The sequence below is a fragment of the Marinibacterium profundimaris genome (assembly GCF_002210095.1).
Taxonomy (GTDB): Bacteria; Pseudomonadota; Alphaproteobacteria; order Rhodobacterales; family Rhodobacteraceae; genus Marinibacterium; species Marinibacterium profundimaris.
Genome location: NZ_AQQR01000007.1, coordinates 90,809 through 116,708, shown reverse-complemented (window position 1 = coordinate 116,708; position 25,900 = coordinate 90,809). Strand labels below are relative to the sequence as shown.

Annotated in this window: 22 protein-coding genes; 8 read left to right on the top strand and 14 right to left on the bottom strand. The window is 68.1% G+C overall.

The features are described from left to right. Positions 1-41 precede the first annotated feature (41 nt). From ATO3_RS17010 to ATO3_RS17000, 3 genes are all read right to left on the bottom strand, one after another. Positions 42-1,142: an extracellular solute-binding protein gene (locus tag ATO3_RS17010; RefSeq protein ID WP_088651083.1), complete on the bottom strand. Its 1,101-nt coding sequence runs from the start codon at positions 1,140-1,142 to the stop codon at positions 42-44. Then, positions 1,139-2,341 carry a CaiB/BaiF CoA transferase family protein gene (locus ATO3_RS17005; protein WP_233152193.1) on the bottom strand — a complete coding sequence of 401 codons (1,203 nt, stop codon included), beginning with the start codon at positions 2,339-2,341 and terminating at the stop codon, positions 1,139-1,141. The genes ATO3_RS17010 and ATO3_RS17005 overlap by 4 nt, the downstream gene beginning before the upstream one ends. A gap of 143 nt (positions 2,342-2,484) precedes the next feature. Next, on the bottom strand, positions 2,485-3,141 hold the full coding sequence (locus ATO3_RS17000; RefSeq protein WP_088651082.1) for a GntR family transcriptional regulator: 657 nt from the start codon (positions 3,139-3,141) through the stop codon (positions 2,485-2,487). A 137-nt stretch (positions 3,142-3,278) separates the two neighbouring features. Here ATO3_RS17000 and dctP point away from each other — a divergent pair, with 137 nt between their 5' ends. The 5 genes from dctP to ATO3_RS16975 all read left to right on the top strand — a co-directional run bounded on the left by dctP (position 3,279) and on the right by ATO3_RS16975 (position 9,022). Next, a complete protein-coding gene (gene dctP / locus ATO3_RS16995) occupies positions 3,279-4,265 on the top strand; it encodes a TRAP transporter substrate-binding protein DctP (RefSeq protein WP_088651081.1) in 987 nt (328 codons plus the stop codon). A 64-nt stretch (positions 4,266-4,329) separates the two neighbouring features. Next, complete coding sequence (locus ATO3_RS16990; protein WP_088651080.1) at positions 4,330-4,878, top strand: TRAP transporter small permease; 549 nt, start codon at positions 4,330-4,332, stop codon at positions 4,876-4,878. Then, positions 4,878-6,194: a TRAP transporter large permease gene (locus ATO3_RS16985; RefSeq protein ID WP_088651079.1), complete on the top strand. Its 1,317-nt coding sequence runs from the start codon at positions 4,878-4,880 to the stop codon at positions 6,192-6,194. Before ATO3_RS16990 ends, ATO3_RS16985 begins: the two co-directional genes overlap by 1 nt. Next, positions 6,191-7,495, top strand: a complete 1,305-nt coding sequence (locus tag ATO3_RS16980; RefSeq protein ID WP_088651078.1) for a malonyl-CoA decarboxylase — start codon at positions 6,191-6,193, stop codon at positions 7,493-7,495. The genes ATO3_RS16985 and ATO3_RS16980 overlap by 4 nt, the downstream gene beginning before the upstream one ends. Positions 7,496-7,507: 12 nt before the next feature. Further along, positions 7,508-9,022, top strand: a complete 1,515-nt coding sequence (locus ATO3_RS16975; protein ID WP_088651077.1) for a malonate--CoA ligase — start codon at positions 7,508-7,510, stop codon at positions 9,020-9,022. 244 nt (positions 9,023-9,266) lie between these two features. Here ATO3_RS16975 and ATO3_RS16970 read toward each other — a convergent pair whose 3' ends face one another. The 5 genes from ATO3_RS16970 to zrgA are packed head-to-tail and all read right to left on the bottom strand — an operon-like array spanning position 9,267 to position 13,049. Then, positions 9,267-9,779, bottom strand: a complete 513-nt coding sequence (locus tag ATO3_RS16970; RefSeq protein WP_233152192.1) for a DUF3299 domain-containing protein — start codon at positions 9,777-9,779, stop codon at positions 9,267-9,269. Positions 9,780-9,797: 18 nt separating this feature from the next. Continuing rightward, positions 9,798-10,325, bottom strand: a complete 528-nt coding sequence (locus ATO3_RS16965) for a DUF3299 domain-containing protein (protein WP_233152191.1) — start codon at positions 10,323-10,325, stop codon at positions 9,798-9,800. 13 nt (positions 10,326-10,338) lie between these two features. Next, complete coding sequence (locus ATO3_RS16960; RefSeq protein WP_088651075.1) at positions 10,339-11,586, bottom strand: ABC transporter permease; 1,248 nt, start codon at positions 11,584-11,586, stop codon at positions 10,339-10,341. Further along, entirely contained in the window at positions 11,583-12,281 is a 699-nt protein-coding gene (locus ATO3_RS16955) for an ABC transporter ATP-binding protein (protein WP_088651074.1), read from the bottom strand. Before ATO3_RS16955 ends, ATO3_RS16960 begins: the two co-directional genes overlap by 4 nt. Before the next feature lie 3 nt (positions 12,282-12,284). After that, positions 12,285-13,049 (bottom strand): zinc uptake protein ZrgA, encoded by a 765-nt coding sequence (gene zrgA, locus ATO3_RS16950; protein WP_088651073.1) that lies wholly within the window; start codon positions 13,047-13,049, stop codon positions 12,285-12,287. A 332-nt stretch (positions 13,050-13,381) separates the two neighbouring features. On the opposite strand from zrgA, the gene ATO3_RS16945 reads away from it, so the two are divergent. From ATO3_RS16945 to ATO3_RS16935, 3 genes are read left to right on the top strand one after another with little or no spacing between them, the layout of a single operon-like run. Next, positions 13,382-14,470, top strand: a complete 1,089-nt coding sequence (locus tag ATO3_RS16945; RefSeq protein ID WP_158217991.1) for an efflux RND transporter periplasmic adaptor subunit — start codon at positions 13,382-13,384, stop codon at positions 14,468-14,470. Then, entirely contained in the window at positions 14,467-15,555 is a 1,089-nt protein-coding gene (locus ATO3_RS16940) for an efflux RND transporter periplasmic adaptor subunit (protein WP_088651071.1), read from the top strand. Before ATO3_RS16945 ends, ATO3_RS16940 begins: the two co-directional genes overlap by 4 nt. Continuing rightward, positions 15,552-18,593: an efflux RND transporter permease subunit gene (locus ATO3_RS16935; protein ID WP_088651070.1), complete on the top strand. Its 3,042-nt coding sequence runs from the start codon at positions 15,552-15,554 to the stop codon at positions 18,591-18,593. The genes ATO3_RS16940 and ATO3_RS16935 overlap by 4 nt, the downstream gene beginning before the upstream one ends. A gap of 46 nt (positions 18,594-18,639) precedes the next feature. On the opposite strand, the gene ATO3_RS16930 is transcribed toward ATO3_RS16935, so the two are convergent. The 6 genes from ATO3_RS16930 to ATO3_RS16900 form a co-directional block, all read right to left on the bottom strand. Then, positions 18,640-20,424, bottom strand: a complete 1,785-nt coding sequence (locus tag ATO3_RS16930) for an FAD-dependent oxidoreductase (protein ID WP_088651069.1) — start codon at positions 20,422-20,424, stop codon at positions 18,640-18,642. Positions 20,425-20,426: 2 nt separating this feature from the next. Continuing rightward, the gene (locus ATO3_RS16925) at positions 20,427-21,236 is read right to left on the bottom strand and encodes a glycosyltransferase family 25 protein (protein ID WP_088651068.1); all 810 of its coding nucleotides are present in this window, start codon (positions 21,234-21,236) and stop codon (positions 20,427-20,429) included. Then, a complete protein-coding gene (locus tag ATO3_RS16920; RefSeq protein WP_088651067.1) occupies positions 21,233-22,420 on the bottom strand; it encodes a DegT/DnrJ/EryC1/StrS family aminotransferase in 1,188 nt (395 codons plus the stop codon). The genes ATO3_RS16925 and ATO3_RS16920 overlap by 4 nt, the downstream gene beginning before the upstream one ends. A gap of 46 nt (positions 22,421-22,466) precedes the next feature. After that, the gene (locus ATO3_RS16915; RefSeq protein WP_233152190.1) at positions 22,467-23,756 is read right to left on the bottom strand and encodes a glycosyltransferase family 4 protein; all 1,290 of its coding nucleotides are present in this window, start codon (positions 23,754-23,756) and stop codon (positions 22,467-22,469) included. Between the two features lie 163 nt (positions 23,757-23,919). Next, complete coding sequence (locus ATO3_RS16910) at positions 23,920-24,408, bottom strand: sugar transferase (RefSeq protein WP_269845418.1); 489 nt, start codon at positions 24,406-24,408, stop codon at positions 23,920-23,922. A 404-nt stretch (positions 24,409-24,812) separates the two neighbouring features. Continuing rightward, complete coding sequence (locus ATO3_RS16900) at positions 24,813-25,745, bottom strand: glycosyltransferase family 2 protein (RefSeq protein WP_088651064.1); 933 nt, start codon at positions 25,743-25,745, stop codon at positions 24,813-24,815. Positions 25,746-25,900 lie beyond the last annotated feature (155 nt).

Here is a 25,900-nt window from a genome sequence, read left to right as displayed (position 1 = left end):
GGGAATGGGCAGCCCGGCTTCGCGCCCGGCTGCCCGTCACGTCAGCCGAAGCTTTCCGTGAACATCCGGTCGAGGTCGTCCAGCGCCGCCTCGATCTGACCGTCCTTCAGCGACTGTCCGATCCGCTCGGCCGCGGCCTGCTGGAACGGCATGTAGCCATCGTGGCGCGGCCGCATCCAGGCCCCGTCCAGCGTCGCCAGCGTGCCCGAGTAGAAGCCCCCGGCCGCGTCATCCGCCGCCCTGTCGGTCCAGCCGGCCCGGTGCCCGGCCTGTCCACCGGCACTGACGTAAAGGCCCGCCTGCGCCTCCGGCCCGGCGATGTGGCGGGCGAAGGCCACGGCCGCCTCCGGCGCCTCGCAGAAGGCCGATACGGCGATCCCCGTGCCGCCCAGCGCGCTGCCACCGACACCTGACCCGGTCGAGGCGATGTCGTGGAACGTCACCCGGCTGGGCCGCATCCCGGGAATGGCATAAGAGATGTATCCGTAGATCAGCGGCGCGCAGGCGATCGCGTCCGTGCTGGTCATCTCGTCAAGCACGGCAATCGGATCCTGGTCGAAACAGCACGGATCGACCAGGTCGGCCAGCTCTTTCAGCATCTCCAGCGCCCGAACCGCGCCCCGGCGATCGCAGAACACCTCGCCCTTCCCGGTGCGGCAGGGGAAGCCCAGATTTGCCGTCAGGGTGAAGAAACTCATCAGCGAATGCGGAGGCCTGAGCGGGATCGCCACCCTGCCCTGCCGCGCCAGGTCCATCACGTCGTCCCACGACGTCAGCGGCCCGGTCAGGTCCGGCCGCACCGCCTGGACCTGCGCGGCCGCGTCGATGGGCCAGGCCCATTGTTTGCCCTCGTAGGTGTAGCTTTCGAAGGAGCCGCCGACCGACCCCTCGGCGATCTCGGGCGCGTCGGGCAGCGCCAGCAGGCAGCCCTCGCCCGTGACCTGGCCCACGTGGGGATGGTCGATGACGATCAAGTCGAAGTTCCGGGCGAGGTCCTCGACCGGGTAGCTTTCGAAATCCTGCAGGGACCGCTTTTCCCAGGTGATCTCGTCCCCGTGGGTGTCCCTCCACGCCTTCGAGAGCGCCAGAAGCGGATCTATCGCCCGGGGGTGATCCCAGGTCATGCCACGCAGCTTGGTCATAGGCCGAACTCCTTGCGGATCGCGTTGCTGTGTTCGCCCACCCGGGGCGCGGCCAGCCGGCCCTTGGGGCGGATGCCGTCGAAGGTCATCGGCGTGCAGGTCGTCTCGATCGAGACGCCGTCGTCGCGGGTGACGGTCTGCAACAGGTCCAGCCGCTGGAACGCGGCCTCCTCGACCAGGTCGGCCCAGTTCAGCACCTCGGCGCACCAGATGTCGGCGGGCTGCAGGATGGCCAGCCAGTCGGCGACCGTCTTCTGGGCGACGCGCTCGGCCACCATCGCCTTGAGCGCATCGCGCTGCCTGAAGGCCGCGTCCGAGGGCAGGCCCGCGAGGCCCGGCAGCTCGAGCAGCTCTGCCAGCTTGTCCAGCGGCGTCATGGCGATGGCCAGGTGACCGTCGCTGGCGGCATAGACCCCGTAGGGCGCGCCCAGATAGGCATGGGCGGAGTTCGCCTGCGACCGCGTCGGCAGGCGCCGGCCGTCGTTCAGCCAGGTGGTCAGGACCTCGAACTGCAGGTCGACCAGCGCTTCGAGCAGGCTGGTCTCCACGTGGCGGCCCTTGCCGTCGATGCCCCGGCGGACCAGCGCTGCAAGGATGCCCTGGCTCAGCGCCACGCCGGCGAACATGTCGCCCACGGCCAGCCCCATGGGCACCGGCCCCTGCGCTGCGTCTCCGGTCAGCCACATCAGGCCCGAGCGCGCCTGCGCCAGCAGGTCCTGCCCCGGCAGGCCCACCCAGGGCCCGTCGGTCCCGTAGCCCGAGACGGAGCCCATCACGAGCCGGGGGTTCAGCGCGTGCACCGCCTCCCAGCCCAGGCCGATCCGCTCGGCCACGCCGGGCCGGAAGTTCTGGATCATGACATCCGCCTGGCCCAGCAAGATCCGCAGCGCCGCCAGGTCGGCCGGATCCTTCAGGTTCAGCGCGAGGCTTTCCTTGCCCCGGTTGATGGCGTGGAAGATCGTCGAATCCCCGCCCAGCTCGGTGTCGGACAGGTACAGCTGGCGCGACAGGTCGCCCTGCCCCGCGCGTTCGATCTTGATCACCCGCGCGCCAAGGTCGGACAGGCGCAGCGAACAATACGGCCCCGACAGGAACTGGCTGAGGTCAACGACCAGCAATCCCTCCAGCGGCCGTTCGGGTGCCGTATCCATCTGCTCTCCCCCCTGCTCCGTCGCGGCGGTCGTCTCCATTTGGCTCATGATAATTCTTCTATGAATGTCTCCCTCACATATGAATGATGCATCCGGACATGGGTCGTCAAGTGCGGTAACGCGCCGACACGCCACGGCCGGCCGCCCGCCGCCCTGCGGCGGAGGTGCGTCAGCGTGATCCGCGGCCCGGTTTACTCGGCGGCGGGTTTCAGGCTGGCCATGAGATGATGGAACTTCTCGCCCTGCACGGCGACATGGGCATGGATCGCGACCGCGGCGCGGTCCTCGTCCCCCGCGGCGAGGGCATCGACCACGGCCTCGTGCTCGGCCATGGATTGCCGCAGACGCCCGCGCAGACGCAGCTGCAACCGGCGGAACGGCTTGAGCCGCCGATGCAGGCGCAGGCATTCCTGTTCGAGGAATCCGTTGCCCGATTGCCGGTACAGCATGTGATGAAACCGCTCGTTCTCGCGGTAATAAAGGTCGGTATCCCCGGCCAGCACAGCCTCCTGGCAGGCCGCGTTCACCGCGCGCATCTCCTCCAGCGCCATGTCCGAGATCCGCCGGGCCGCGAGCCGGGCACAGATCGCCTCCATCCCGGCCATGACCTCGAACATCTCGATCAGTTCGACCGGGCCGGGCTGGCGCACGAAGACCCCGCGGCGCGGGATCTGTTCGACCAGACCGGAAAGCGCGAGCCTTTGGAAGGCCTCGCGGATCGGCGTGCGCGACACCTCGAACCGGGCCGCAAGCTGCACCTCGTCCAGCCGCGCGCCATCGGCAAAGGTGCCGTCGAGGATCATGCCCTCGAGCGTTTCCGCGATGATCTCTGCGCGCTTCGGTTCCATGGAACCTGCGTACCATGATGCCCGCCGTGCGCGCAACGGCGAGCTTCTTGTATACAAAAAGATTGACCTGAAGAACATGAAGTGAGACCCATTGAGACGTCCGGCGTTCGAATCGGACACACCAAGGGAGGAACATCATGCACCTGAAATTCACGGGGGCCGCCGCCGCGCTTGCGTTGTTCGCGGGCAGCCTGACCGCCAACGCCACCGAACTGCGCCTGTCCCACCAGTGGTCCGACAATGACGTCCGCCACAAGGTCGCGCAGATCGTGGCCGACGAGGTCGCCGCCGCGGATGTCGACCTGGAAATCCGGATCTTCCCGACCCAGTCGCTGTTCAAGGCGCGCGAGCAATACACGCCGCTGTCGCGCGGCCAGCTCGACATGACGGTCCTGCCGCTGTCCTACGCGGGCGGCCAGCAACCGGCCTACAACCTGACGCTGATGCCCGGTCTGGTGAAGAACCACGACCATGCCGCGCGTCTGAACGACAGCGAATTCATGGGCGAGATCGAGAAGATCCTCGAAAGCGACGACATCATGACGCTGGTGCCGGGCTACCTGGCGGGCGGGTTCGCCGGCAAGGATGGCTGCATCACCGGTCCCGACGACATGCCGGGCAAGCAGACCCGCGCCGCCGGCAAGGCGTTTGAACAGATGCTGGCAGGCGCTGGCGCCTCGATCGCCTCGATGGCCTCGTCCGAGATCTACAACGCCATGCAGACCGGCGTTCTGGACGCGGCGAATACCTCGTCCTCGTCCTTCGTCAGCTACCGGATCTACGAACAGGTCAACTGCTACACCCCGGCCGGCGACTATGCGCTGTGGTTCATGTACCAGCCCCTGCTGATGAACAAGTCGACCTTCGACGACCTGACCGAAGAGCAGCAGGCCGCGCTGATGGCCGGCGCCGAGAAGGCCACCGCCTTCTACCTGGAAGAGGCCAAGAAGGAAGACGCCGAGAGCCGCAAGGTGTTCGAGGATGCCGGTGTCGAGATCGCCGAGATGTCGGAGGCCGAATTCAACGCCTGGCGCGAGCTGGCGAAGGAAACCTCGTACAAGATGTTCATCGAAGAGACCCCCGGCGGCGACAAGCTGCTTGAGATGGCCCTGTCGGTCGACTGATCTCAACTGTCCGGGCGGCCCCGGGGATCCGGCGGCCGCCCCCAAGGAAAGAACGGAGTGACCCATGGCGGGCCACAGCTCTGCGGCGGTCGCGCATACCGCCAACAATCCCTTCCTGCGCGCCGTCGCGGCCCTGTCCACGCTGGCCGGATGGTGTTCGGCGGCGATGATCGTGGCCGCGGTGGCGATCACCTGCCAGATGATCTGGATCCGGTTCGTGATGAACGGATCGACGATCTGGCAGACCGAGGCCGTGATCTACCTGATGATCGCCGCCACGCTGATCGGCCTGTCCTATGTCCAGCGCCTGCGCGGGCACGTGAACGTGGACCTTCTGCCGCTGGCCTTCGGCCCGAAGGCCCGCAAGATGCTGGCCGTGATCACCCTTGGACTGTCGGTCGCGGTGGTCGGTATCATGCTGTTCTACGGCTATGAGTTCTGGCACTTCGCCTGGGAACGCGGCTGGCGGTCCGACACGGTCTGGGGCGTGCGGCTCTGGATCCCCTACCTTGCCCTTCCCATAGGCTTCGCCCTGCTCCTTCTGCAGCTTGTCGCCGACCTTTATGCCGTGATCGCCGGCATCGATGCCCCCTTCGGACTGGAGGACGCCTGATGGATCCCCTTCTTCTCGGCGCGCTGGTCGCCGTCGCCACCATCGGCGTGCTCTTTTCGGGCGTGTCGGTTGCCCTGGGCCTTCTGATCGTCTCGGGCGGCTTCCTTGTCGCCTTCGACGGCATGCGCTCGCTTGAACTGATGCCCGAGATCTTCTTCGGCAAACTCGACAATTTCGCCCTGCTGTCGATCCCGATGTTCATCATCATGGGCGCCTCGATCGCCTCGACCCGGGCCGGCGCCGACCTCTACGAGGCGCTGGAACGCTGGCTGACCCGTGTGCCCGGCGGGCTGGTGGTGTCGAACCTGGGCGCCTGCGCGCTGTTTGCCGCAATGTCCGGGTCAAGCCCGGCCACCTGTGCCGCCATCGGCAAGATGGGCATCCCCGAGATGCGCAAGCGCGGCTATCCCGACGGTGTCGCCGCCGGCTCCATCGCCGCGGGCGGCACGCTGGGCATCCTGATCCCGCCCTCGGTCACCATGATCGTCTACGGCATCGCCACCGAAAGCTCGATCGGGCGGCTGTTCCTGGCCGGGGTCATCCCGGGCCTTCTGCTGGTCGCGCTGTTCATGGCCTGGTCGCTCTATTCGACCTGGCGCTCGGGCGAGGCGTCGGTCCTGTCGGCCGGCCGCTATTCCTGGCGCGAACGGTTCGAGATCCTGCCCAGGGTCCTGCCCTTCCTGGCGATCATCGTCGGCGTCCTTTACGCGATGTACGGCGGTGTCGCGACCCCGTCTGAGACGGCGGCCGTCGGCGCGTTGCTCTGCCTGGTGATCGCCATGGTGATCTACAAGCTGTGGAACCCCAAGGACCTGTGGGTCGTGCTCCGCGACAGCACCAAGGAATCGGTGATGATCCTGGCCATCATCGCCGCCGCCGGGGTGTTCTCGTTCATGCTGTCGTCGCTCTTCATCACCCAGTCGATCGCCGAATGGATCGGAACGCTGGAGGCCAATCGCTGGGTCATCATGGCCGCGATCAACGTCTTTTTGCTGATCGCCGGGTTCTTCCTGCCGCCGGTGGCCGTGATCCTGATGGCCGCGCCCATCCTGCTGCCGATCATCACCTCGGCCGGGTTCGACCCGATCTGGTTCGCGGTGGTGCTGACCATCAACATGGAAATCGGCCTGATCTCGCCGCCGGTCGGCCTGAACCTCTACGTGATCAATGGCATAGCGCCCGACATCTCGCTGCGCACGATCCTGATGGGGTCCCTGCCCTTCGTGGCTTGCATGATCGTGGCCATCGTGCTGCTGTGCCTGTTCCCGGGGCTCGCCACCTGGCTGCCCGACCTCGTGATGGGACCCAGCGTTTGACCCTTCTTGCAGATCTTCTCACCACCGTGTTCGACCGCCGCGACAGGCTTGCCCTGCTTGCGAAACAGGTCGACAGGCCGCTGCCCGAGCTGGCCGCGGACCTGATCGGTGCCGAGGGCGAAGTCACCGGCCTGACCGTCGCCCAGCAGCTGCTGGACGGCTATGGCGCGGCCGACGACGAGACCAAGCTGGCCTTCTTCCGCCACCTGGCCGAAGAGATGACCATATCGCCCGAGGCCATACGCGCGGCCCTAGCCGCCTATGAAGAGGGCCAGTCCAAGGCCAGTTACCGCGCCTACATGGACGCCTCGGAGCCGCCCCGGCAGGAGTTGATCCGCCGCCTGAACCGGGTACCCGGGGCCACCCGGGCGCTGGTGGCGATGCGCACCGACCTGCTGCGCCTGGGCGGAGACGACGACACCCTGCAGGCGCTCGACCTCGATTTCCGCCATCTCTTTGCCAGCTGGTTCAACCGCGGCTTCCTGGTGCTGCGCCCGATCTCGTGGGAAAGCCCGGCGCATATCCTGGAAAAGATCATCGACTACGAGGCGGTCCACGCGATCAATTCATGGCGTGATCTGCGCAGCCGGCTGGAACCGTCGGACCGGCGGTGCTTTGCCTTCTTCCACCCCGCCATGCCGGACGAGCCGCTGATCTTCGTCGAGGTGGCGCTGACCCAGGGCATTCCCGGCGCCATCCACGCCGTGCTGACCGACGACCGGCCGCGCCTTATCCCGCAGGACGCCGACACGGCGGTGTTCTATTCCATCTCGAACTGTCAGGCGGGTCTGGCCGGCATTTCCTTCGGCAACTCGCTGATCAAGCAGGTGGCGGCCGATCTGGCCCACGAATGGCCGGGCCTGAAGACCTTCGTGACGCTCTCGCCCATTCCGGGGCTGGTGCGCTGGCTAAGCGCGCGGAACACGCCCCCGGCCGAGGGCGACGACCTGCGCGCGCAGGCCGCGCATTACCTGCTTGAGGCCAGGCGCCCCGACGGCCAGCCTCTTGACCCCGTGGCGCGGTTTCACCTGGGCAACGGCGCGCAGATCCTGCACCTGCATGCCGATGCCGACCGGTCGGACAAGGGCATGGCCCAGTCCGGCGGCGCGATGGTCAATTACCTGTACGATTTCGAGACGGTCACACAGAACCATGAACGCTATGCGGCCAGCCGCGAGATCGCGGCCTCCTCCGAGATCCGGGGGCTGGCTGCCGCCGCCGAAAAGGCCCAAAAGGCGACCGACAAGACGTCCAGATCCGCCAGGCAGAACCGGACACCCGACGACACGACAACCGCATGAGGATCCCCTCCGATGGCGAACCCGCTCTATGACCGTCTGTTCGGCAAACATGCCGGCAAGACCACGCCCTTCCTGATCCTGCCCGACGGCACGGTCGTCACCCATGCCGATTTCCTGGCCCGGGCCGCGCAATTCGCCCATGTGCTGACCGGGCTGGGGCTGGCGCCCGGCGATCGCCTCGCCGCCCAGGTGGAAAAATCCCCCGAGGCGCTGGCGCTTTATGCCGCCTGCGCCCAGGCCGGCGTGGTCTTTCTGCCGCTCAACACCGGCTACACGGTGGATGAGCTGACCTATTTCATCGACAATTCCGGAGCCCGGCTGGTGGTCTGCGACGGGGCCAAGGCCGCGGGGCTTGCGCCGGTGGCGGAACGTCTGGGCGCGATGATCGAGACGCTGAACGCCGATGCCACCGGATCGCTGATGGACAAGGCGGAAGGCCAGCCGGACAGCTTCGACACCGTCGACCGCGATGCCGAAGATCTCGCCGCCTTCCTCTACACCTCGGGCACCACGGGGCGCTCGAAGGGGGCGATGCTGACGCAGAAGAACCTGCTGTCGAATTCCGAAACCCTGGCCGAGCTCTGGCGCTTCACGGCGGATGACGTGCTTCTGCACGCGCTGCCGATCTTCCACACCCATGGGCTGTTCGTCGCCACCAACATCACGCTGATCGCCGGCGGTGCGCTGATCTTCCTGCCCAGGTTCGACGTGCAGGAGATGCTGCGCCTGATGCCGCAGGCCACCGCGATGATGGGCGTGCCGACCTTCTATACCCGCCTGCTGGACGAAGACGGTTTCACCCGCGACCTGGCGCAGGGCATGCGGCTGTTCGTGTCGGGCTCCGCACCGCTGCTGGCCGAAACGCATGTGCGGTTCGAAGAGCGCACCGGGCACCGGATCCTTGAACGCTACGGCATGACCGAGACCAACATGAACACCTCGAATCCCTATGACGGTGAACGCCGTGCAGGCACCGTGGGCTTCCCGCTGCCGGGGGTCGACCTGAAGATCACCGGGTCGGAGGGCGAGGAGCTGCCGCAGGGCGAGGTCGGCCTGATCGAGGTCCGCGGGCCGAACGTGTTCAAGGGCTATTGGCAGATGCCCGAGAAGACCCGAGAGGAGCTGCGCGAGGACGGGTTCTTCCTCACCGGAGATCTGGGGATGGTGGACGAGGATGGCTATGTCCATATCGTCGGCCGCAACAAGGACCTGATCATTTCCGGCGGCTACAACATCTATCCCAAGGAAATCGAGATGGTGCTGGACGACCAGCCCGGCGTGCAGGAAAGCGCCGTCATCGGCGTGCCGCACGCGGATTTCGGCGAAACGGTGCTGGGCCTGATCGTGCCGGAACCGGGCGCGACGCCGGATCTGGACGCCATCGCCGCCGCCGCCGGGGCAACGCTGGCAAGGTTCAAGCATCCCCGGAAGCTTCTGGTCATCGACGAATTGCCGCGCAACACGATGGGCAAGGTGCAGAAGAACATCCTGCGGGACGCATACAAGGATACCTTCGCGCCGGCGTGAGGCCGGGGCAAATCAAGGGGCCATCGCAACGGCCGAACGTCTCCCTTCGTCCGGACTCAAGCCGAAGGCGCCGGGCCAGCGGCGGCCCGCCCCATCGGGCTGCCGCTTTGGTGACGCCGAGAGAGACCTTCCCGCGAGGGAAATGATTGCCCCGTAAAGCGCACCCGCACGGGTGTACGGGCGGCATCCCGCGGGCCGCTGCTGGTCCGGCTTCTGCAGCTTTGCCTGCGTGGTCCGAAGCTCCCTAGCGGTAGGGCTCCACCTTTTCCGCCGACAGCGCGTAACCGATCTCGGCCAGCTGGGTCGAGGTTTGGGCCGTTCCGAACATCCCCGTCACCACCACCGGAGCGAAAAGCCCGTCGGTCTCGTAGGGCTTTTCGCTCGTGACCAGCACCAGCTGGTTGGCGGGCGGCGGCGGCACATGAATGCAGGCCCCGACATAGGGAACGAGGATGAAGGCCGTCACGCCCGTGCCCGAGTAATCCAGCGGGATGATGAACCCGGCCAGCCGCACGATCTGGCCGTTCCAGTCCGTCCGCACGCCGGTCGACATCGGCTGACCCGCCGTCGCGGCGGCGCTTTCGTCATGGGGCACCACGCCCTGCAGCGACGGCGGCAGCGCCTCGCTGTCCTCGGGCAGAAGATCCTCCCACGCCAGATCCACGACCGACGCCGCCCGGGCCGTGGACCCGAGCACCGGCAGCGCGACGGCGCCCAGCAGCATGGCGCGCCGGGACAGGAGAAATCCGTGTGTCATCTCATGCACCCCATGAGGTCAGTCGAACCTCTCGATCCGGTCGGCGACGATGGTATAGCCGGCCTCGGCCACCTCGGAACTGCGCGGCGCGGCGGTCATGATCCCCGACACCCAGACCGCGTCCCACAGATCGGTCGTGGGCCAGGGCGGATCGGTTTCCACGATCACCAGCTGGTTCGGCGGCGGCGGCGGCACGTGGATGCAGGCGCCGACATACGGCACCAGAAGGAAGACGCTGACACCGTCCGTGCCGAGCTCTAGCGGGAGGATGTAGCCCGGCAGCTTCACGGTCTCGCCATGCAGATCGGTGTTCAGCGCCAGCGCGTTGTCGTCGTACTGCGGTTTCCAGATGTCATTCGCCTCGTCGACCTCGCCCATGCCGACGATCTCGCTGTAGGGCACTCCGGGCGGGATCAGGTCGTCCCACTCGATCTGCCGCGCGGTGGTGGCCCGCGCCGACGTGGGCCAGACGATGCCGTTTGCCAGCGGCACGCCCAGCATGGCGGCCCCCAATGCAAAGCTGCGACGTGTCACAAAGCCGGACATGATCTTTCTCCGTTCAGATCCGCACCATCATACCGTCTGCCAGCGACAACCGGTAGGCCCTGAGCGCGGGCAACAGGCTGGCAACCGCCGCTGCGCCGATCACGGCCAGTAACACCTGCGTTTCCGCAAGGCTTGGCGCCTCGATCGGCAGCCAGAGGCCAAAGGCCTGGTCGACGACCGGCCGCGCCAGCCAGAGCACGGCGTACAGCAGCGCCATGCCCAGCACCGCGCCGATGGCCCCCATGCAGGCGGCCTCGGCCACCAGAAGGCCCAGGATCGTCGCCGGGCGCGCACCCATCGCCCGCCAGATCGCCATCTCGCGCCGGCGTTCGTTGAGGCTTGAGAAGATCATCGCCATCATCCCGATAAGCGCCGTGACCACGACCATGGCCGAGACCGCGATCAGCGCGGTTTCCGCCACGCCGACGATCTGCCAAAGTTCCTGCAGCGCCACGCCGGGCAGCACGGCCAGCAGCGGCTCTTCGGGGTATTCGTTGATCCAGCGTTGCAGGCCGAAGATCTGCAGGCGCGATTTCACCCCCACCAGCGCTGCGGTGATCGCCTGCGGCTGCAGGTCCATCTCGCGGATCACCTCTGTCGGCGTCACCTGCCCGGTCTTGGCGCCGCTCTGCCAATCCACGTGGATCGCCTCGATCGCGTCGAGCCCCACGATTACCGTGCGGTCCACCGGCGTGCCGGTCTTGGCCAGGATCCCCGCGATCCGGAACGGCTGATCGTCATGTCGGGTGAACGAGGCAAGCCCGTGCGCCACCACGATCGGGTCGCCCACGGCATAGCCCAGCGTCTCGGCCACGTCGGCGCCGATCACCGCGTCATAGAGATCGCCGATGCCCGTCCCATCGGCATAGGCCAGCGACCGGCCACCGCGATACTTGTAGCGCTGAAAGAATTCGGGCGTCGTGCCCATCACGCGGAACTGCTTGTGGCTGTCCCCCAGCGAGATCGGCACGATCCAGTCGACCTCGTCCCGCGATGCGATGTCCTGGTAACTTTGCCAGGTCACGTTGTTCGTGGCATTGCCGATTCGGAACACCGAATAAAGCAGCAGCTGCACGGAGCCCGAGCGCGCGCCGACGATCAGGTCGGTGTCGGAAATCGTGTCGGCAAAGCTGGCGCGGGCACCGGTGCGCACCTTCTCGACACCCATGAACAGGGCGACCGACAGGGCGATGGACAGGATCGTCATGCCCACGGTCAGGGCACGGGCCGACAGGGATCCCATGACAAGACGAAAGATCATGCGGCCTGCCTTTCGGTTTGCGCGATGTCGTCCAGCCGCAGCACCCGGTCGAACCGTGCGCCCAGCCGGTCATCGTGGCTGACCATCAGCAGGGCGGAGCCCGCGGCGCGGACCTGGTCGAACAGCAGGCCCAGGAACGCATCCTGCGTGCGCGCATCCAGCGCCGAGGTCGGTTCGTCCGCGACGATCAGCGGCGGCTGGCCGATCAGCGCGCGCGCCACGGCGACGCGCTGCTGCTGGCCGACCGACAGGCGCCCGGCGGGCACCCCCTGCAGCTCGGGCGCGAGGCCCAGCGCGGTGCAAAGCCGTGCGGCCTCTGCCTCGGCATCGCCGGCGCGGGACCGGCGGTCGGGAGCGAAGCGCAGCGGCAGGCGGATGTTGTCGCGGACCGAACCATAGGGCAGCAGGTTGAACTGCTGGAAGATCACCCCGATCCGTTCGGCGCGAAACCGGTCCCGGGCGCCGGCGCGCAGGGAGGACAGGCTGGTCCCGTCGACCTCCACCTGCCCCTCCTGCGGGACGATGATGCCGCAGATCAGCGACAGCAGCGTGGATTTCCCGGATCCGCTTTCCCCCAGCAGAAGCACCGTCTCGCCCCGTTGCAGGGTGAACCCCGGCACCGTCAGCCGGAACGATTGCCGTCCCGGCCAGCGAAAGCCGACGTTTCGGAGGGAAAGCGCAGTGCCGTCCGTCATGGATCAGTTCCGGGTCTCCAGGGTCAGGACCGGGTCGTCGCGGCCAACTTCGGCCATCGAGGCGCCCGCGTCGCTCACCAGCTGGATATCCAGTTCCTGCGCATTGGGGAAGGCGTCGAAATAGGCAAAGTCGATCCGGTCGGCGGCGCCGATGTCGGAACAGGTCAGCAGATACTCGGCGTGGAACTCGGAATGGCCACCCTCGGCGTGGTCGTGATCATCGTGGTCGTCATGGGCCTCGGCGTGATCGTCATCGTGTTCATGGGCGTCTGCGTCATGATCATCGCCCTCGGCATGATCTTCGTCATGCTTGTCATGCTCATGCTCCTCGTGGTCGCCATGCGCCGCATCGTCGCCATGATCGTCATGCGCCTCGTCGTGGTCGTGGTCGCTGTCTTCTTCGTCATGATCATGGTCGTCATCGTGATCGTCATGCTCCCCGAGCACCAGCTCGGCATGGGCCTCGACCAGCGTGCAGCCCGCCGCCTGGGGCATTTCAAACAGCGTCAGCGGCTGTTCCAGAGCTGCCAGCGCGGCGGTCACCAGCGCCCGGTCCTCGTCGCTTTCGGCCGCATGTTCAAAGCCCACGATATCGGCCCCCGGCGCGCGCAGTTCCATGGCGATGCCGTCGTCCTCGATGGCGATGCCCAGCTGGCCGACGCCATGTTCATGGGCGCCCAGCTCGCGGTGCTCCTGCGCGGAAAGCGGGGCCGAGAGCCCCAGTGCAGCGACGGAAACGGTGGCCAGGGCCAGGGCGGAAACGTTCATGATCCATTCCTTCTTTTACCCGCCGGGACGGGGTTCGCAGTCCCGGACGGGACAGTGTCATGGCGCGGCCCGGAGCCGTTCGCCGGCCCGCGGCTTGCCGCGCATGGGAGTCGCACGCGCCTTGTAATGTTATAACATTTGACCATCAACCCCCCCCTACGATCCGCACCAGGTCCGGTACGTTCCGCAGCGTCACATCGCGATCTCCCCGCAAGTGCTTCACCATAACTGAACCAAACGGTTTACTTCCTCGCCTTTTGCCTTACATGTCCGCACCATGCCCGTCGCCAGATCGCGATCGCGGCAGCCTAACAGCGACCGGACACCCGACCTTGCCCATCCCTTCCAGACCTTCCGCCCCGTCCCGCGCTCTTGTTGCGGCGGCGCTCGGCTGGCTGACCCTGGTGTCGCCCGCCCCCGCCGAAGAGCCGCTGGCCGTCACCGCCGTCACCGCCCGCACCGAGACGCCCACAGCCCGGTCCACGCTGATCGGCGAGATCACCGCGCCCGAGACGCTTCAGGCCTCCTTTCCCCTGGGCGGCCGGCTGACGGCCGTGCGCGCGCAGGTCGGCGACCACGTGCTGAAAGGAGACGAGCTGGCACGGATCGAACAGGTGCAGCAGGCCCAGGCCCTGCGCGCGGCCGAGGCACAGCTTTCGGCAGCCGAGGCGGAACATGCCGCCGCGCAATCCGCCGCGCAGCGGCAGGCGCAGCTTTTCGAGCGCGGCGCCACCACCCGATCCGACCGCGACAGCGCCGCCGACCGCTTCGCCGCGGCCGTGGCTCTGAAAACCCAGGCCGAGGCCACGCTCGACCAGGCAAAACAGGCGCTGGAGGACACCGTGCTGACCGCCCCCGCGGACGCCACGGTCACCGACCGCTTCGGAGAGCCGGGCCAGGTCGTCGGCGCCGCGCAACCGGTGCTGGAGCTGGCCGTGGGCCAGGGGTTCGAGGCCACGTTCAACGTGCCCGAAACCGTCCTGACCGCCTCGCGCGCGGCACCGGCCGAGGTCGAGCTTTCGGCCATCGACCGCCCGGGCCTGACGGTGACCGCGCGGGTGAAAGAGATCTCGCCCCTCGTCGATCCGGCGCGCGGCACGGTGGAGGCGACCGTCGCGCTGGAGGAGAACCTGCCGGGCCTGACCTATGGCGACCCGGTGCGCGGCTCGACCACCTGGCAGGACGAGCCCGGTATCTCGCTGCCCTGGTCGGCGATCTCCTCTGGGGTCGAGGGGCCGTCGGTCTGGGTGGTGTCGCCCGAGGACAACACGGTCTCGGAACGCCCGATCACCATAGCCCGCTACAGCGAACACCGGATCCTCGTCGAGGAGGGGATCGCCGAGGGCGAGACCGTCGTGACCCGCGGCGCGCAACTGCTGTTCCCCGGACGCAAGGTCCGGATCGTGGAGGCCCCGGAATGAAACCTGCTTTTCTTGCCCTTGCTTCGCTGCTGGCGCTCGCCGCAGCGCCTCTCCACGCCGCCGATACCGATGCCGCCGGTGCGGAGGCCCGCCCCCGCCCCGTCGTCTCCGAGGTGATCCAGCCGCAGGCCGAGATCGCGCGAAGCTGGGTCGGCTCCGTCGAGGCCAAGCACGAGATTTCGCTCGGGTTTCTCCTGCTAGGCACGCTGGCACAGCGCCAGGCGGAGCTGGGCGACGTGGTGAAGAAAGGGGACGTGCTGGCCCAGCTCGACTCCGCGGATCTCGCGGCCGGGGTGCGCGCCGCCGAGGCTGGCGTGTCCATCGCCAGGGCCCAGCGCGACACGGCGCAGGACGCCAATGACCGCGCCTCCGCCCTTCTGGAGCGCGGCGTGTCGAACCAGGCCGCCGTCGAGGAAGCGCGCAATTCCCTGGCCGCCGCCGAGGCCTCCCTTCGCCAGGCCGAGGCGCAGCTGGAACAGGCGCGCGAGCAGCTGTCCTATGCCCAGCTGACCGCGCCCACCGACGGGATCATCACCGCCGTGCGCGCCGAAGCCGGCGCAACGCTGGATTCCGGCGAACCGGTCTTCGACCTGGCGGCGGGGGAGGCGCGCGAGGTGATCGTCAGCCTGACGCAGGACGTGGCCTCGGCCATGCCGACCGGCACGGAATTCGACGTCAGCCTCGTGTCGAACCCCGCGATCACCGCCCGGGCCACGCTGGAACGCATCGACCCGGTCAGCGAACGCGCCTCGCGCACCCGCGCGGCGCATCTGGCGCTGTCGCAGGACAGCCCCGCGGCCTTTCGCATCGGCGCCCTGGTCTCGGCGCGGCTGGCGGCGCGCAACGGCTCGATCGTCACCCTGTCCGAAGGGGCGCTCATCGACGACACCGACAGCGTCTGGCTGGTCTCGGGCCCCGACCGGACGTTGCGCCGCACAGAGGTCACGGTCGGCCCCCGCATCGCCGGCCGTGTGCTGATCACAGGCGGGCTGTCCAGGGGCGACGAGGTGCTGGTGCGCGGCGTCCGTTCCGTCACCGAGGGCCAGAAGGTCGGCCCCCGTACTGCGCCGGAGGCGATCCGATGAGCGGCTTCAACCTGTCCGACTGGGCCCTGAGGCACCGGTCCTTCGTCTGGTTCCTTATGATCGTCTCGCTGCTGGCCGGCACCATGGCCTACCTGCAGATCGGGCGCGAAGAGGACCCGAACTTCGCGATCAAGACCATGGTGATCCAGGCCTCGCTGCCCGGCGCCTCGGTCGAGGAAACGCTGCGCCAGGTCACCGACCGGATCGAGAAGAAGCTGGAGGACCTGGACGAGCTGGACCGCACCCGCTCGCTGACGCGCCCCGGCGAGGCGATCATCTACGTCGAGTTGCTGGATACGACCCCCGCGCGCGAATTGCCGCGGATCTTCCAGAAGGTGCGCAACATGATGTCGGACATCCGGGGGGATTTCCCGCCGGAATTCCAGGGCTTCGGCTTCAACACCGATTACAGCGATGTCTTCGGCAATATCTACGCCTTCACCTCCGACGGGTTCACCCCGCGCGAGCTGCGCGATTACGTTGAGGGCGTGCGCCGCGCCGTGCAGGGGCTGGACCAGGCCGGCAAGGTCGAGATCTTCGGCACGCGGGACGAGGTGATCTATGTCGAGTTCTCGACCGAGCGTCTCGCCGCGCTGGGTCTGAACCAGGAAGAGGTCCAGCAGATGCTGGCCGCGCAGAACGCCATCCTGCCCTCGGGCGAAATCGACGCCGGTCCGGAGCGGGTACTGGTGCGCACGGGCGGCGAATTCACCGGCGCCGAAAGCATTGGCGACGTCAACCTGCGGCTGGGCGACGACTTCTTCCGCCTGACCGACGTGGCAACCGTCACCCGCGGCTACGAGGATCCGCCGTCCGAGATGTTCCGCTATCGCGGAGAGGACGCCATCGGCCTGGCCATCGGCATGCGCGACGGGGCCAATATCCTCGATTTCGGGGAGGAGCTGTCGGCGCTGATGGCCGATATCGAACAGCGCCTGCCCATCGGGATCGATGTCTATCACATCGCCGACCAGCCCGAGGCGGTCGAGGAGGCGGTGGGCCATTTCATCCGCGCCCTGATAGAGGCGGTGGTGATCGTGCTGGCGGTCAGCTTCATCAGCCTTGGCGTACGCGCGGGGCTGGTGGTGTCGCTGTCGATCCCGCTGGTGCTGGCGATCACCTTCGTGGTGCTCGACCTCTACGGCATCACCCTGCAGAGGATCTCGCTGGGCGCGCTGATCATCGCGCTGGGGCTGCTGGTCGATGACGCCATGATCGCGATCGAGACGATGATTTCGCGGCTGGAGCTGGGCGAAAGCCTGGCCAAGGCGGCCTCCTTCGCGTGGACCTCCATCGCCTTCCCGATGCTGACGGGAACGCTGGTGACGGTGGCGGGCTTCATCCCGATCGGGCTGAACAACTCGGCGGCGGGCGAATTCACCTTCTCTCTTTTCGTGGTGATCGCGGTGTCGCTGCTGGTGTCCTGGATCGTGGCGGTGCTGTTCGCGCCGCTGCTGGGGGTCACGCTGCTGCCCGAAACCTGGGCGCATCGCGAAGGCCAGAGGGATTACGTGCGCACCCTGTTCCACCGGGTGCTGCGCGGGGCCATGCGGTTCCGCTGGCTGACCATCGCGATCACGGTCGCCGTCTTCGGCACGTCGATCTGGGGCATGCGCTTTGTCGAGAACCAGTTCTTCCCCAGCTCGGACCGGCCCGAGCTGATCATCGATGTCACCCTGCCCCGCAACGCCTCGATCGAGGCGACGCGGGCCGAGCTGGACCGGATGGAGGCCGCGCTCGCCACCCATGACGACGTGCTCTACTGGAGCTCCTACGTCGGTCGGCTGGCCCCGCGGTTCATCCTCAGCTTCTCCGGGGATCCGCCGGCGCCGAACATCGGGCAGATCATCATCCAGACCCCCAGTGTCGCGGCCCGCGACCGGCTGCGCGCCGACATGGAAGAGCTGGCCGAGACCGCGTTCCCCGGCACGGATGTCTTCATCAAGCTGCTGGAGATCGGGCCGCCGGTGGGCCGCCCGGTGCAGTACCGCATCACCGGTTTCGACCCGGACCGCCTGCGCGAGCTGTCGCGCGATTTCGCCGCCATCCTGGCCCAGGATCCGCGCACCGGCAACGTGGTGCTCGACTGGAACGAACCGGCGCGGACGGTGCGGGTGGACATCATCCAGGACCGGCTGCGGCTGCTCGGCCTGACCTCGCGCGATATCGCGGGGGCGCTGAACACGATCTATGACGGCACCCTGATCACCGCGCTGCGCGACGACACCTACCTCGTGGACATCGTCGCGCGCGGCAGCGACGCGGCGCGCGCCTCGATCGAGGGGCTGACCAACCTGCAGCTGTCCACGCCGGACGGCACCGCGATCCCGCTGTCGTCGCTGGCGGTGTTCCATTACGACACCGAACAGCCGCTGATCCGGCAGGAGAACCGGATGCCGACCATCATCGTCGCCTCGGCGATCGAAGGCGGCGACCAGCCGGACACCATCGTCCGCGACCTGGCCCCGCAGGTGGAAGACTTCCGCAGCGCCCTGCCGCCGGGCTACGACGTGGAGGTCGCGGGCTCGGTCGAAACCTCGGCCGAGAGCCAGGAGCCGATCGCGGCGGTGGTGCCGATCATGCTGCTGATCATGGCCTTCCTGGTGATGGTTCAGATGCAGGGCTTCCGGCGGTCCTTCGTGGTCTTCGCCGCGGCGCCGCTGGGGCTGATCGGGGTCGTGGCGGCGCTGGTCGCCGCCGATGCGCCGCTGGGCTTCGTGGCGATCCTGGGGGTGCTGGCGCTGATCGGGATCCTGATCCGGAATTCGATCATCCTGGTGCACGAGATCGAGGTGCAGCGCGAGCAGCACGGGCTGTCGGCCTGGGATGCGGTCTTTACCGCCTCGGACAACCGGGCGCGTCCGATCCTGCTGACGGCGGCGGCGGCCTCGCTTGCGCTGATCCCGATCTCGCGGCAGATCTTCTGGGGGCCGATGGCCTATGCGATGATGGGCGGGATCATCGCCGGGACGCTGATCACCCTGCTTTTCGTGCCGGCGCTTTACCTGGCCGTGTTCCGGGTGAAGCGGCCCACATAGGGCGGCGGGTGCGCGTCGGCCCGATGCCGGCACGCCTCGCTGCCTGTCAGGCGGCGTTTCTGGCGGCGGAGCGGGCCTTGGCCTGCTGGCCCAGGTGGCCGGCCAGGCGGGTGGCTAGCGCGACGATCATCAGCGTCGGGTTGGCGTGCCCACTGGTCGGGAAGACCGAGGCGCCCGCGACGTAGAGGTTCGCCATCCCGTGCACCCGGCAATCGGCATCCACCACGCCTTTGGCCGGATCCGCCGACATCCGCGTGGTGCCGGCGGAATGGGCCATGTCGATCACCGCGACATCCCCCTGCCCGTCGCGGATCCAGTCCTCGATCACCGGGACCGGAAGACCGGCGCGGGCGAACTCCTCTGCAATCAGCCCGCCGAACCGGGCCAGCGTGCGCATCTCGGCCGCGCCCACCTTCCAGCGCACGAGCGGCAGGGGCTGGCCATGGCGGTCCGTCTCGTCGGCCAGCCGCACGCGGTTCTCCGGCTCGGGCACCTGTTCGCAGACCGCCTGGATGTCCAGCCCCACCAGCTTGTGCGGCATGCCGCCGGTCAGGTATTCCTCGGCCGCGAAGCCGGGGCGGAAACGCACGACCTGCTCCACCGCGAAGCGGCTGAGACCCTTGGGCACATGCCGGCTTTGCACCGCCATCCGCCCCAGACCCTTGGCCACGATGCCCGGAGAGCGCAGCACCGCGCGCAGGTCCTCCAGCGGCCTGTCGCTCTGCCGTTTCACCAGCCGCTTGGCCGCCGGCAGCGGATCGTCCGCCGCCCGCACGCCCGGCATGAAGGCGGCACAGTTCAGCAGCCCCTCGCGCCGCTGCACCTGGGCCGAGGGGGCGAGGCCGCGCATGTACATGGCCACACCCTGGTCGGTCTTCAGCCCGAAGAAGCCGTAATGCGCGGCCATCCGCGTGATGTCGTCCGGCGCGAACCGGGCGACCACGGCGCAGGGATGATCCATCAGGTAACGGCCCACGGCATCATGGGCGTTGCCGATCCCGTTGCGATGGGTCGCGCGGGAGGCCAGCAGCAGGCGCGCGTTCTCGATCGCGCTGGCGGCCAGAACCACCGTGCGCGCCGCAATCTCGCGCTGGCGGCCGGTGCCGTCGGCCACGCGCACCGCGCGGATGCCCTGCCCGTCGCCGGTCGTCAGCAGCTCCAGCACCGTGGCGCCGGTCAGCACCCTCACATGCGCCGGCATGGCCTTCAGAAACTCGCGCCCGCATTGCATGACCTCCATCGGAGCAATGGTCGAGCGGGCGAATTGCCAGAAGAACGAGCCCAGCACCGCGCGGTCCGGTTCCGGCTGCGGCGGGTCGCGGCGCAGCCTGTCCCAGAGCGCATCGCCGTAGCAATTCGGCCCGAGGTTCAGCGCCTTTGCCGCCTGCTCCAGCGGGTCCTCCAGCTCGGCGGCGTCGATGGGCCAGCCGGAATTCGGCACCCAGTCGCGGGCCTCGTAATCGATGTCATCGAAGGCGGCGGACTTGCCTGCCCAGCTTTGGGTCGATCCGCCCATCAGCCGGCAGCGCACGCCGTAGCCTTGTGTCTCGTGGCTCCAGAGCCTGGTCTGGTCGCCGTGGTAGTCGCGGCGCCGCGCCTCCTGCGCGGGGGACCAGTTGCCCGGCTCGGCCCGGGTCGTGTTGAGATCCTCGGCAGAGGGATCCTCGTCCAGCCCGCCGCTTTCCAGCAGCAGGACCTCGCGCCCGGACCCGCCAAGCTCGCGCGCGACGGTCAGCCCGGCGGGGCCACCGCCGATGACCAGCACATCGGCCGACAGGTCTTCGCCGGCATCGAGATCGGCCAGAGACCGGATGGAGGACCCGCGCCCCATGGTCAGGGCCCGACCTGCCGGAAACCCTGGTCGCGGGCCTGCATCGCGCGGTCGCGGCGGCGCAGGCGGCGGTTTTCGGCGATCTTGCAAAGCTTCTTCACCACCCGCGTCTTGACGAAGCCGATCCGGTCGGCGCGGTCCAGCGGCGCGATGTCGTTGATCGGCACCGAGCTGGGCGAGAACCGTTCCAGCGCCGGGAAGGGATAGACCGAATAAAGCGGCAGCCCGGTCTTCCAGAATTCGTCCAGCGCAAGGTCCCAGGCGGTATCGACCTGGCGGCAGGTTTCGGCGATGCGGCGGGCGCCTTCCTTCGACAGCAGGTAGGCCTGCGTGCCCGAGGGCGAGCTGTGATAGCGCAGGATCGCGCGGTCGTAGAAATAGGACAGCTGCTCCGCGTCGCGGTGGTACATGCCGTAGAGGCGCATGTAGTGGATGTCTTCGCCCTTGCACCAGCCGATCAGCTCGTCCAGCGGGAAGGCGGGGTCGAGCATCAGGTCGTCTTCCATCACCAGCAGGTGGCCGCTGGCGCTTGTCTCGGCGAACTCGGCGATCACGGTGTAGTGGCTGGACCACAGCGCCACCTGGCCCGGGGTCAGGTCGCGGCCATAGGTGCGGCGGACGCTGTCGGGATCGAAGCGCAGGCGCGGGTTCATCAGGGCGGTGTGCGCCTCGAAGAACGACCAGGGCCGGTTCAGCGGCGCCATCTGCTGTTCCATCCAGGCCCGGCGCTGGGTGGCACGGGCCAGGTTGATCACCCGGATTTCAAGATCCGGGCAAGTGGCGTGGTCGGCCAGGGCGGGATCGTGGATCATGCCATCGCCTCCGTCTTCGTGTCTTTCCGGGTGGGCGCGCGCTGATCCAGCGCCCGGCGCAGGGCGCGGCGGCGCAGCTGCATCACCGGCAGCGGATATTGCGCGCCAAGCGCCACGCGGCAGGTACGCGCGAGGATGTCGAGCGTGCGGGCGTAATCCTCCACCCGGTGCGCGATCTCACGGTTGGCCCAGGCGTAGGGGTCCATCTTCGGATGGAAGCTGCGGCGCGACAGGACGGCCTCCCAGTTGCGGAAGACGTGGCGGTCGGTGTCCAGCAGGCGTTCCGCCCCGGCGATCCCGCCGAAGGCCTGCGCGTCCTCGGCCCTGTCGAAGATGACCGAAAGGCCCACCGCGTTGTCGGGGTCGTTGTGCGGCGAGACCCGGCAGCCCCGGGCGCCGTCGAAGGCCTGCGCCATCAGCCCGTGCCGCTTGCGCAGCCGTCGCATCAGCGGGTCCAGCCGGGGCAGCTGGGCGTTCAGCATGGCGCCGGTCAGTTCGGACACCCGCAGGTTCATGGCCGAGAAGACCGGTTCCTCGGTCGCCTTCAGCCCGCGGATGAAGTTGCCCGGATCGTGGTACATCTGGGCGCGGACATGCAGGCGGTCGTCGCTCGTCAGCACCGCGCCGCCCTCGCCGGCGGTCATGTTCTTGTGGTGGTTGAAGCTCATCGCGCCGAGATCGCCGATGGATCCCAGGCGACGGCCCTTGTAGGTCACGCCGATGGCCTGGCAGGCGTCCTCGACCACCACCAGGTCATGCGCCTTCGCGATCCCCATGATCGCATCCATGTCGCAGGGCAGGTTCAGCATGTGAACCGGCAGGATCGCCTTCGTCCAGGGCGTGATCGCGGCCTCGATCGCGGCCGGGTCGATGGTCAGGCTTTCGTCGATATTCACCAGCACGGGCACCGCGCCGACGGCCAGAGGCGCGATGGCGGTCGAGACCCAGGTGTAGGCGGGCACCAGCACCTCGTCCCCGGGGCCAACACCGGCGGCGGCAAGCGCCGCGATCAGCGCGCTGGTGCCGCTGTTGACGGTCAGCACGTGATCCACGCCCATCCTGGCGGCGAAGTCGTGCTCGAACCGCTCGGTCTGGCCGCGCGCGCCCTTGCCGTAGCGCAGAAGGCGCCCATCGGCCATGACCCTGGCCAGCGCCGTGAATTCCCTCAATCCGATCCTTGCCATCGTGGCTTTCCGAAATGGGCCGCGCGGGTGCGCGGCGGTGAATGGGTCAGAGCATGGGCTCCAGCAGCCGCCACAGCCTGTCCCCGGCATGGGTCCAGGTCAGCTCGGCCGCGCGGGTCCGGCCCTGCGCGATCAGTTCGGCGCGGGCGGCGGTGTCGGTGATCAGGTGTTGAACGTGATGCGCCCAGCCCTCGGCGTCCAGCGGGTCGATGATCCGGGCGCCGGTGCCGCAGACCTCGGGCATGGCGCCGGCATCGGCGGCGATTGTGGCGGTGCCGCATTGCATCGCCTCCACCGGCGGCAGGCCGAAGCCCTCGGTTTCCGACGGAAAGAGGAAAACGCTCGCCGCCTCGTAGAGCGCACGAAGGGCCGGATCGCTGACGCGGCCGGCGAAGACCGTGTTGGGCGGAGGCGTCCAGCCGCGCGCCTCGTACTCCGCCCGGCCGGCGCGGCCGGTGATCACAAGGGGCACCTCGGCCAGCGCGGGGTCCTGGAAGGCGCGGAACAGCGTGCGCATGTTCTTGTAGGACGACAGCGCCCCCAGGGCGAGCGCGAAGGGCCGCCCCTGCAGGCCCAGCCGCGTCACCGCATCGCTGTCCGGGGCCAGGCGCAGGATGTGATCGGTGCCGTTGTGGACGACGAAGATCTTGTCGAGCGTGCCGATCCCGTGGTCGGCCAGCGCCTGGCGCGAATGTTCCGACACGGTCAGGATCGCCCGCGCGCGCCGCGCGATGGCGGGCCACAGCATCCGGTAGCCCTGCACCTGCCGCTTCGGATAGGCGTCGGGCACCGTCAGCGTCTGCACGTCGTGGATCATCACCACGGAATTCGGGTGCAGCACCGGCGCAAGGTTGCAGAAGTTCACCAGCAGGTCGCCTCGGGTGAGCGCCGGCAGCGACAACATTTCCCAGGCCTGGCCCCCGCCCAGAACGCTCGGCCGCAGCTCGGGCGCGAGGCCGATGTCGCGGACAAGCCCGGCATCCTCACCTATCGCCGGGGCGACGATCCGGGTGGGGATCGTGGCCGACGCCCGTCGCTCCAGCTCGGCGGCGAAGTTCAGGGCGACGCGGTGAACGCCGTTGCTGACCAGGTTGTCCTGCAGGAACTTGCCGTTGATCGTCAGACGCCGCGCCGCCGGTGCCGGGCGAAGCCGGGCGAGGCGACCGGCCGCGTCCTCGGGGATATGCGCCGTCGCGGATGCCTCGACGCTGGCCGCGCCACCGGTCACGTCGTTCAGCACGGCATCGGGGATCGGTCCGGCGGGCATTGCATTCGGCCCGATCGCGTCCGGCAGAACGCGACCGCGCCGGCGGTGCCGGCCCGAGAGTTTGTCCATGCCACTCCGCCAGACCGGAGAGGTCTTCGTGTGATCCGCCCTGTCAGGCGTCTGCTTGAACTGCACGTTCTGCGTTCCTTTTCGGGCCCCCTCCCTTCGGGTCCCGGTTTCCCCGGCCTCAGACGCCGCGATACCTTTTGCACGCGGGGCGCCCCACCGGTCGTCAGACGGCGCCTTTGCGCGCCAGCACGCACCGGACGGTGCGGGCAAGAATGTTCAGATCCGTCGCGAAGCTCGCCGTGCGGACATAGGTGACGTCCAACGCGATGCGCTCCTCGTAGGTGGTGTCGCTGCGGCCACTGACCTGCCAGAGACCGGTCAGTCCGGGCCGCACCAGCTTGTAGGCTTCGTAATGGTGGCCATAGCGCCGGGTCTCGGCCTCTGTCACCGGACGGGGCCCGACAAGCGACATGTCGCCCCGCAGGACATTCAACAATTGGGGCAATTCATCGAGACTGGTCTTGCGCAGGATACGACCGATCCAGGTGACCCGCGAATCGTTTTCCAGCTTGAAGTCCTCTTCCCACTCCTGCCGGGCCACGGGATCGGTGGCCAGGATCTGCTGCAGCCGCTCCTGCGCGTCGGGCACCATGGACCGGAACTTCAGGCAATCGAAGGGCCGCCCCCCCCGCGCCGATGCGGCGGTGCGCAAAAAGGGCCTTGTCCTTCGTCGTCAGGCGGATCGTGGCGGCAATGGCCAACATGAGCGGGGACAGCACCAGAAGGGCGATGAAGGCCACGGCGCGGTCGAACACCGGCTTCACCAGCGCCGAGGCCGGATGCCCGCGGTATCCCCGGCTGCGCGTCCGGCGCCTGGCCTGATGGAACAGACCGCCTGAAATTGTCTTGTTCTCAATCAAAGCCACTTAAAAACACTCCTCGAAAAAATGATGCGGAACAGCGCCAGGTTGCCCGGAATCGTGTCACACGAGAGATTGGGGCAAATTCTGGGCGCGATGTTTATCCTTGATCCCGTTAACACTGCGTTTCCCGGATCGGGACCAATCGGGGTGGAGCCGCATGGCACGCGGCATGGGGCGCAGAGGGCGGGCGCGATCATCGGGCGGCCGTCCAGTCGAGGATCCGCCTCGGGTCGGCCCGGCCGGTCAGGATCTCGGCAACGCCGCGCCAATTGCCGCGCACCCGCCCGGCCCGGTCTATCCACGGCTCGGGACGCAGCGCCCTGACGTGGTTTGCCGCCACGTTCCGGAGCGCCAGCTGCAGCGCGTGGCCCGGGGTGACGTTGCCCTTGCGCCAGAGGTACCAGGGGTTGACCACCTGGCTGTAGCCCAGCCGTTCGCCACTGGCCTCGCGCCCGGACTTGGTGCCCAGGTGGACACCGGTGAAGGCCGGCGTCTCGACACGGCGGCCCGGCAGCTGGGCGGCGAAATCCACGTCTTCCTGCCAGCCGTAAAGCGGCAGGCTCTCGTCGAATTCCAGCCCGACGGCAGCGCGGGCGCGGAAGGCCATGTTGCAGCCGTAAAGCCCCAGCGTGTCGCGGGTGATGCGCGGCGCGGCGGCGGGATCGCAGGGATGGTCCACGTCCCAGTCGGCCAGCATCGCCTCGGCGGTCTCGGGCGGGATACCGGGGCCACTGATGCCGTCGGCGATCAGCTGGCCGGTCACGCCATCCACGTCCGCGTGATGCGCGAAGGTGGCCGCCAGCCCCTGAAGCGCGTGGCGCGAGGGATAGAAATCGTCGTCGTAGCCCACGACATAGTCGATATCCGCCGGCAACGCCCTCAGCGCCGTGTTGCGCTGCGCGCAGGAGCCGGGGGCGGACACCAGGATCCGCCCCTCGATGCCGGGATCCAGCAAAGAGCCCAGGTCGAAATCCGCATCCTCCGGCCCGGTGACCGAGAGGATCACCAGCGCCGGCCTGAGGCTCTGCCGGTTCAGATGCGGCAGCATCTGCCGCAGCACCGCCGACCGCCCCTTTGAGGCGATGATCACGGCGATGCGGGGGGTGTTGGCGGAGGGATCGGTCATCGGCGCCGGGCCCTTTCTGCTGATGCGCTCACTGGGCGGCGAAGGCCGGGCGCTCTGGCGACGGCCCCGATTGGCCATGCGGCTTCCTTATTGCGGCCACCATTTGTGTCCAGATTTAGCCCGGACAGGTAAGCTGAGGATCGGCGGTGGGGCAG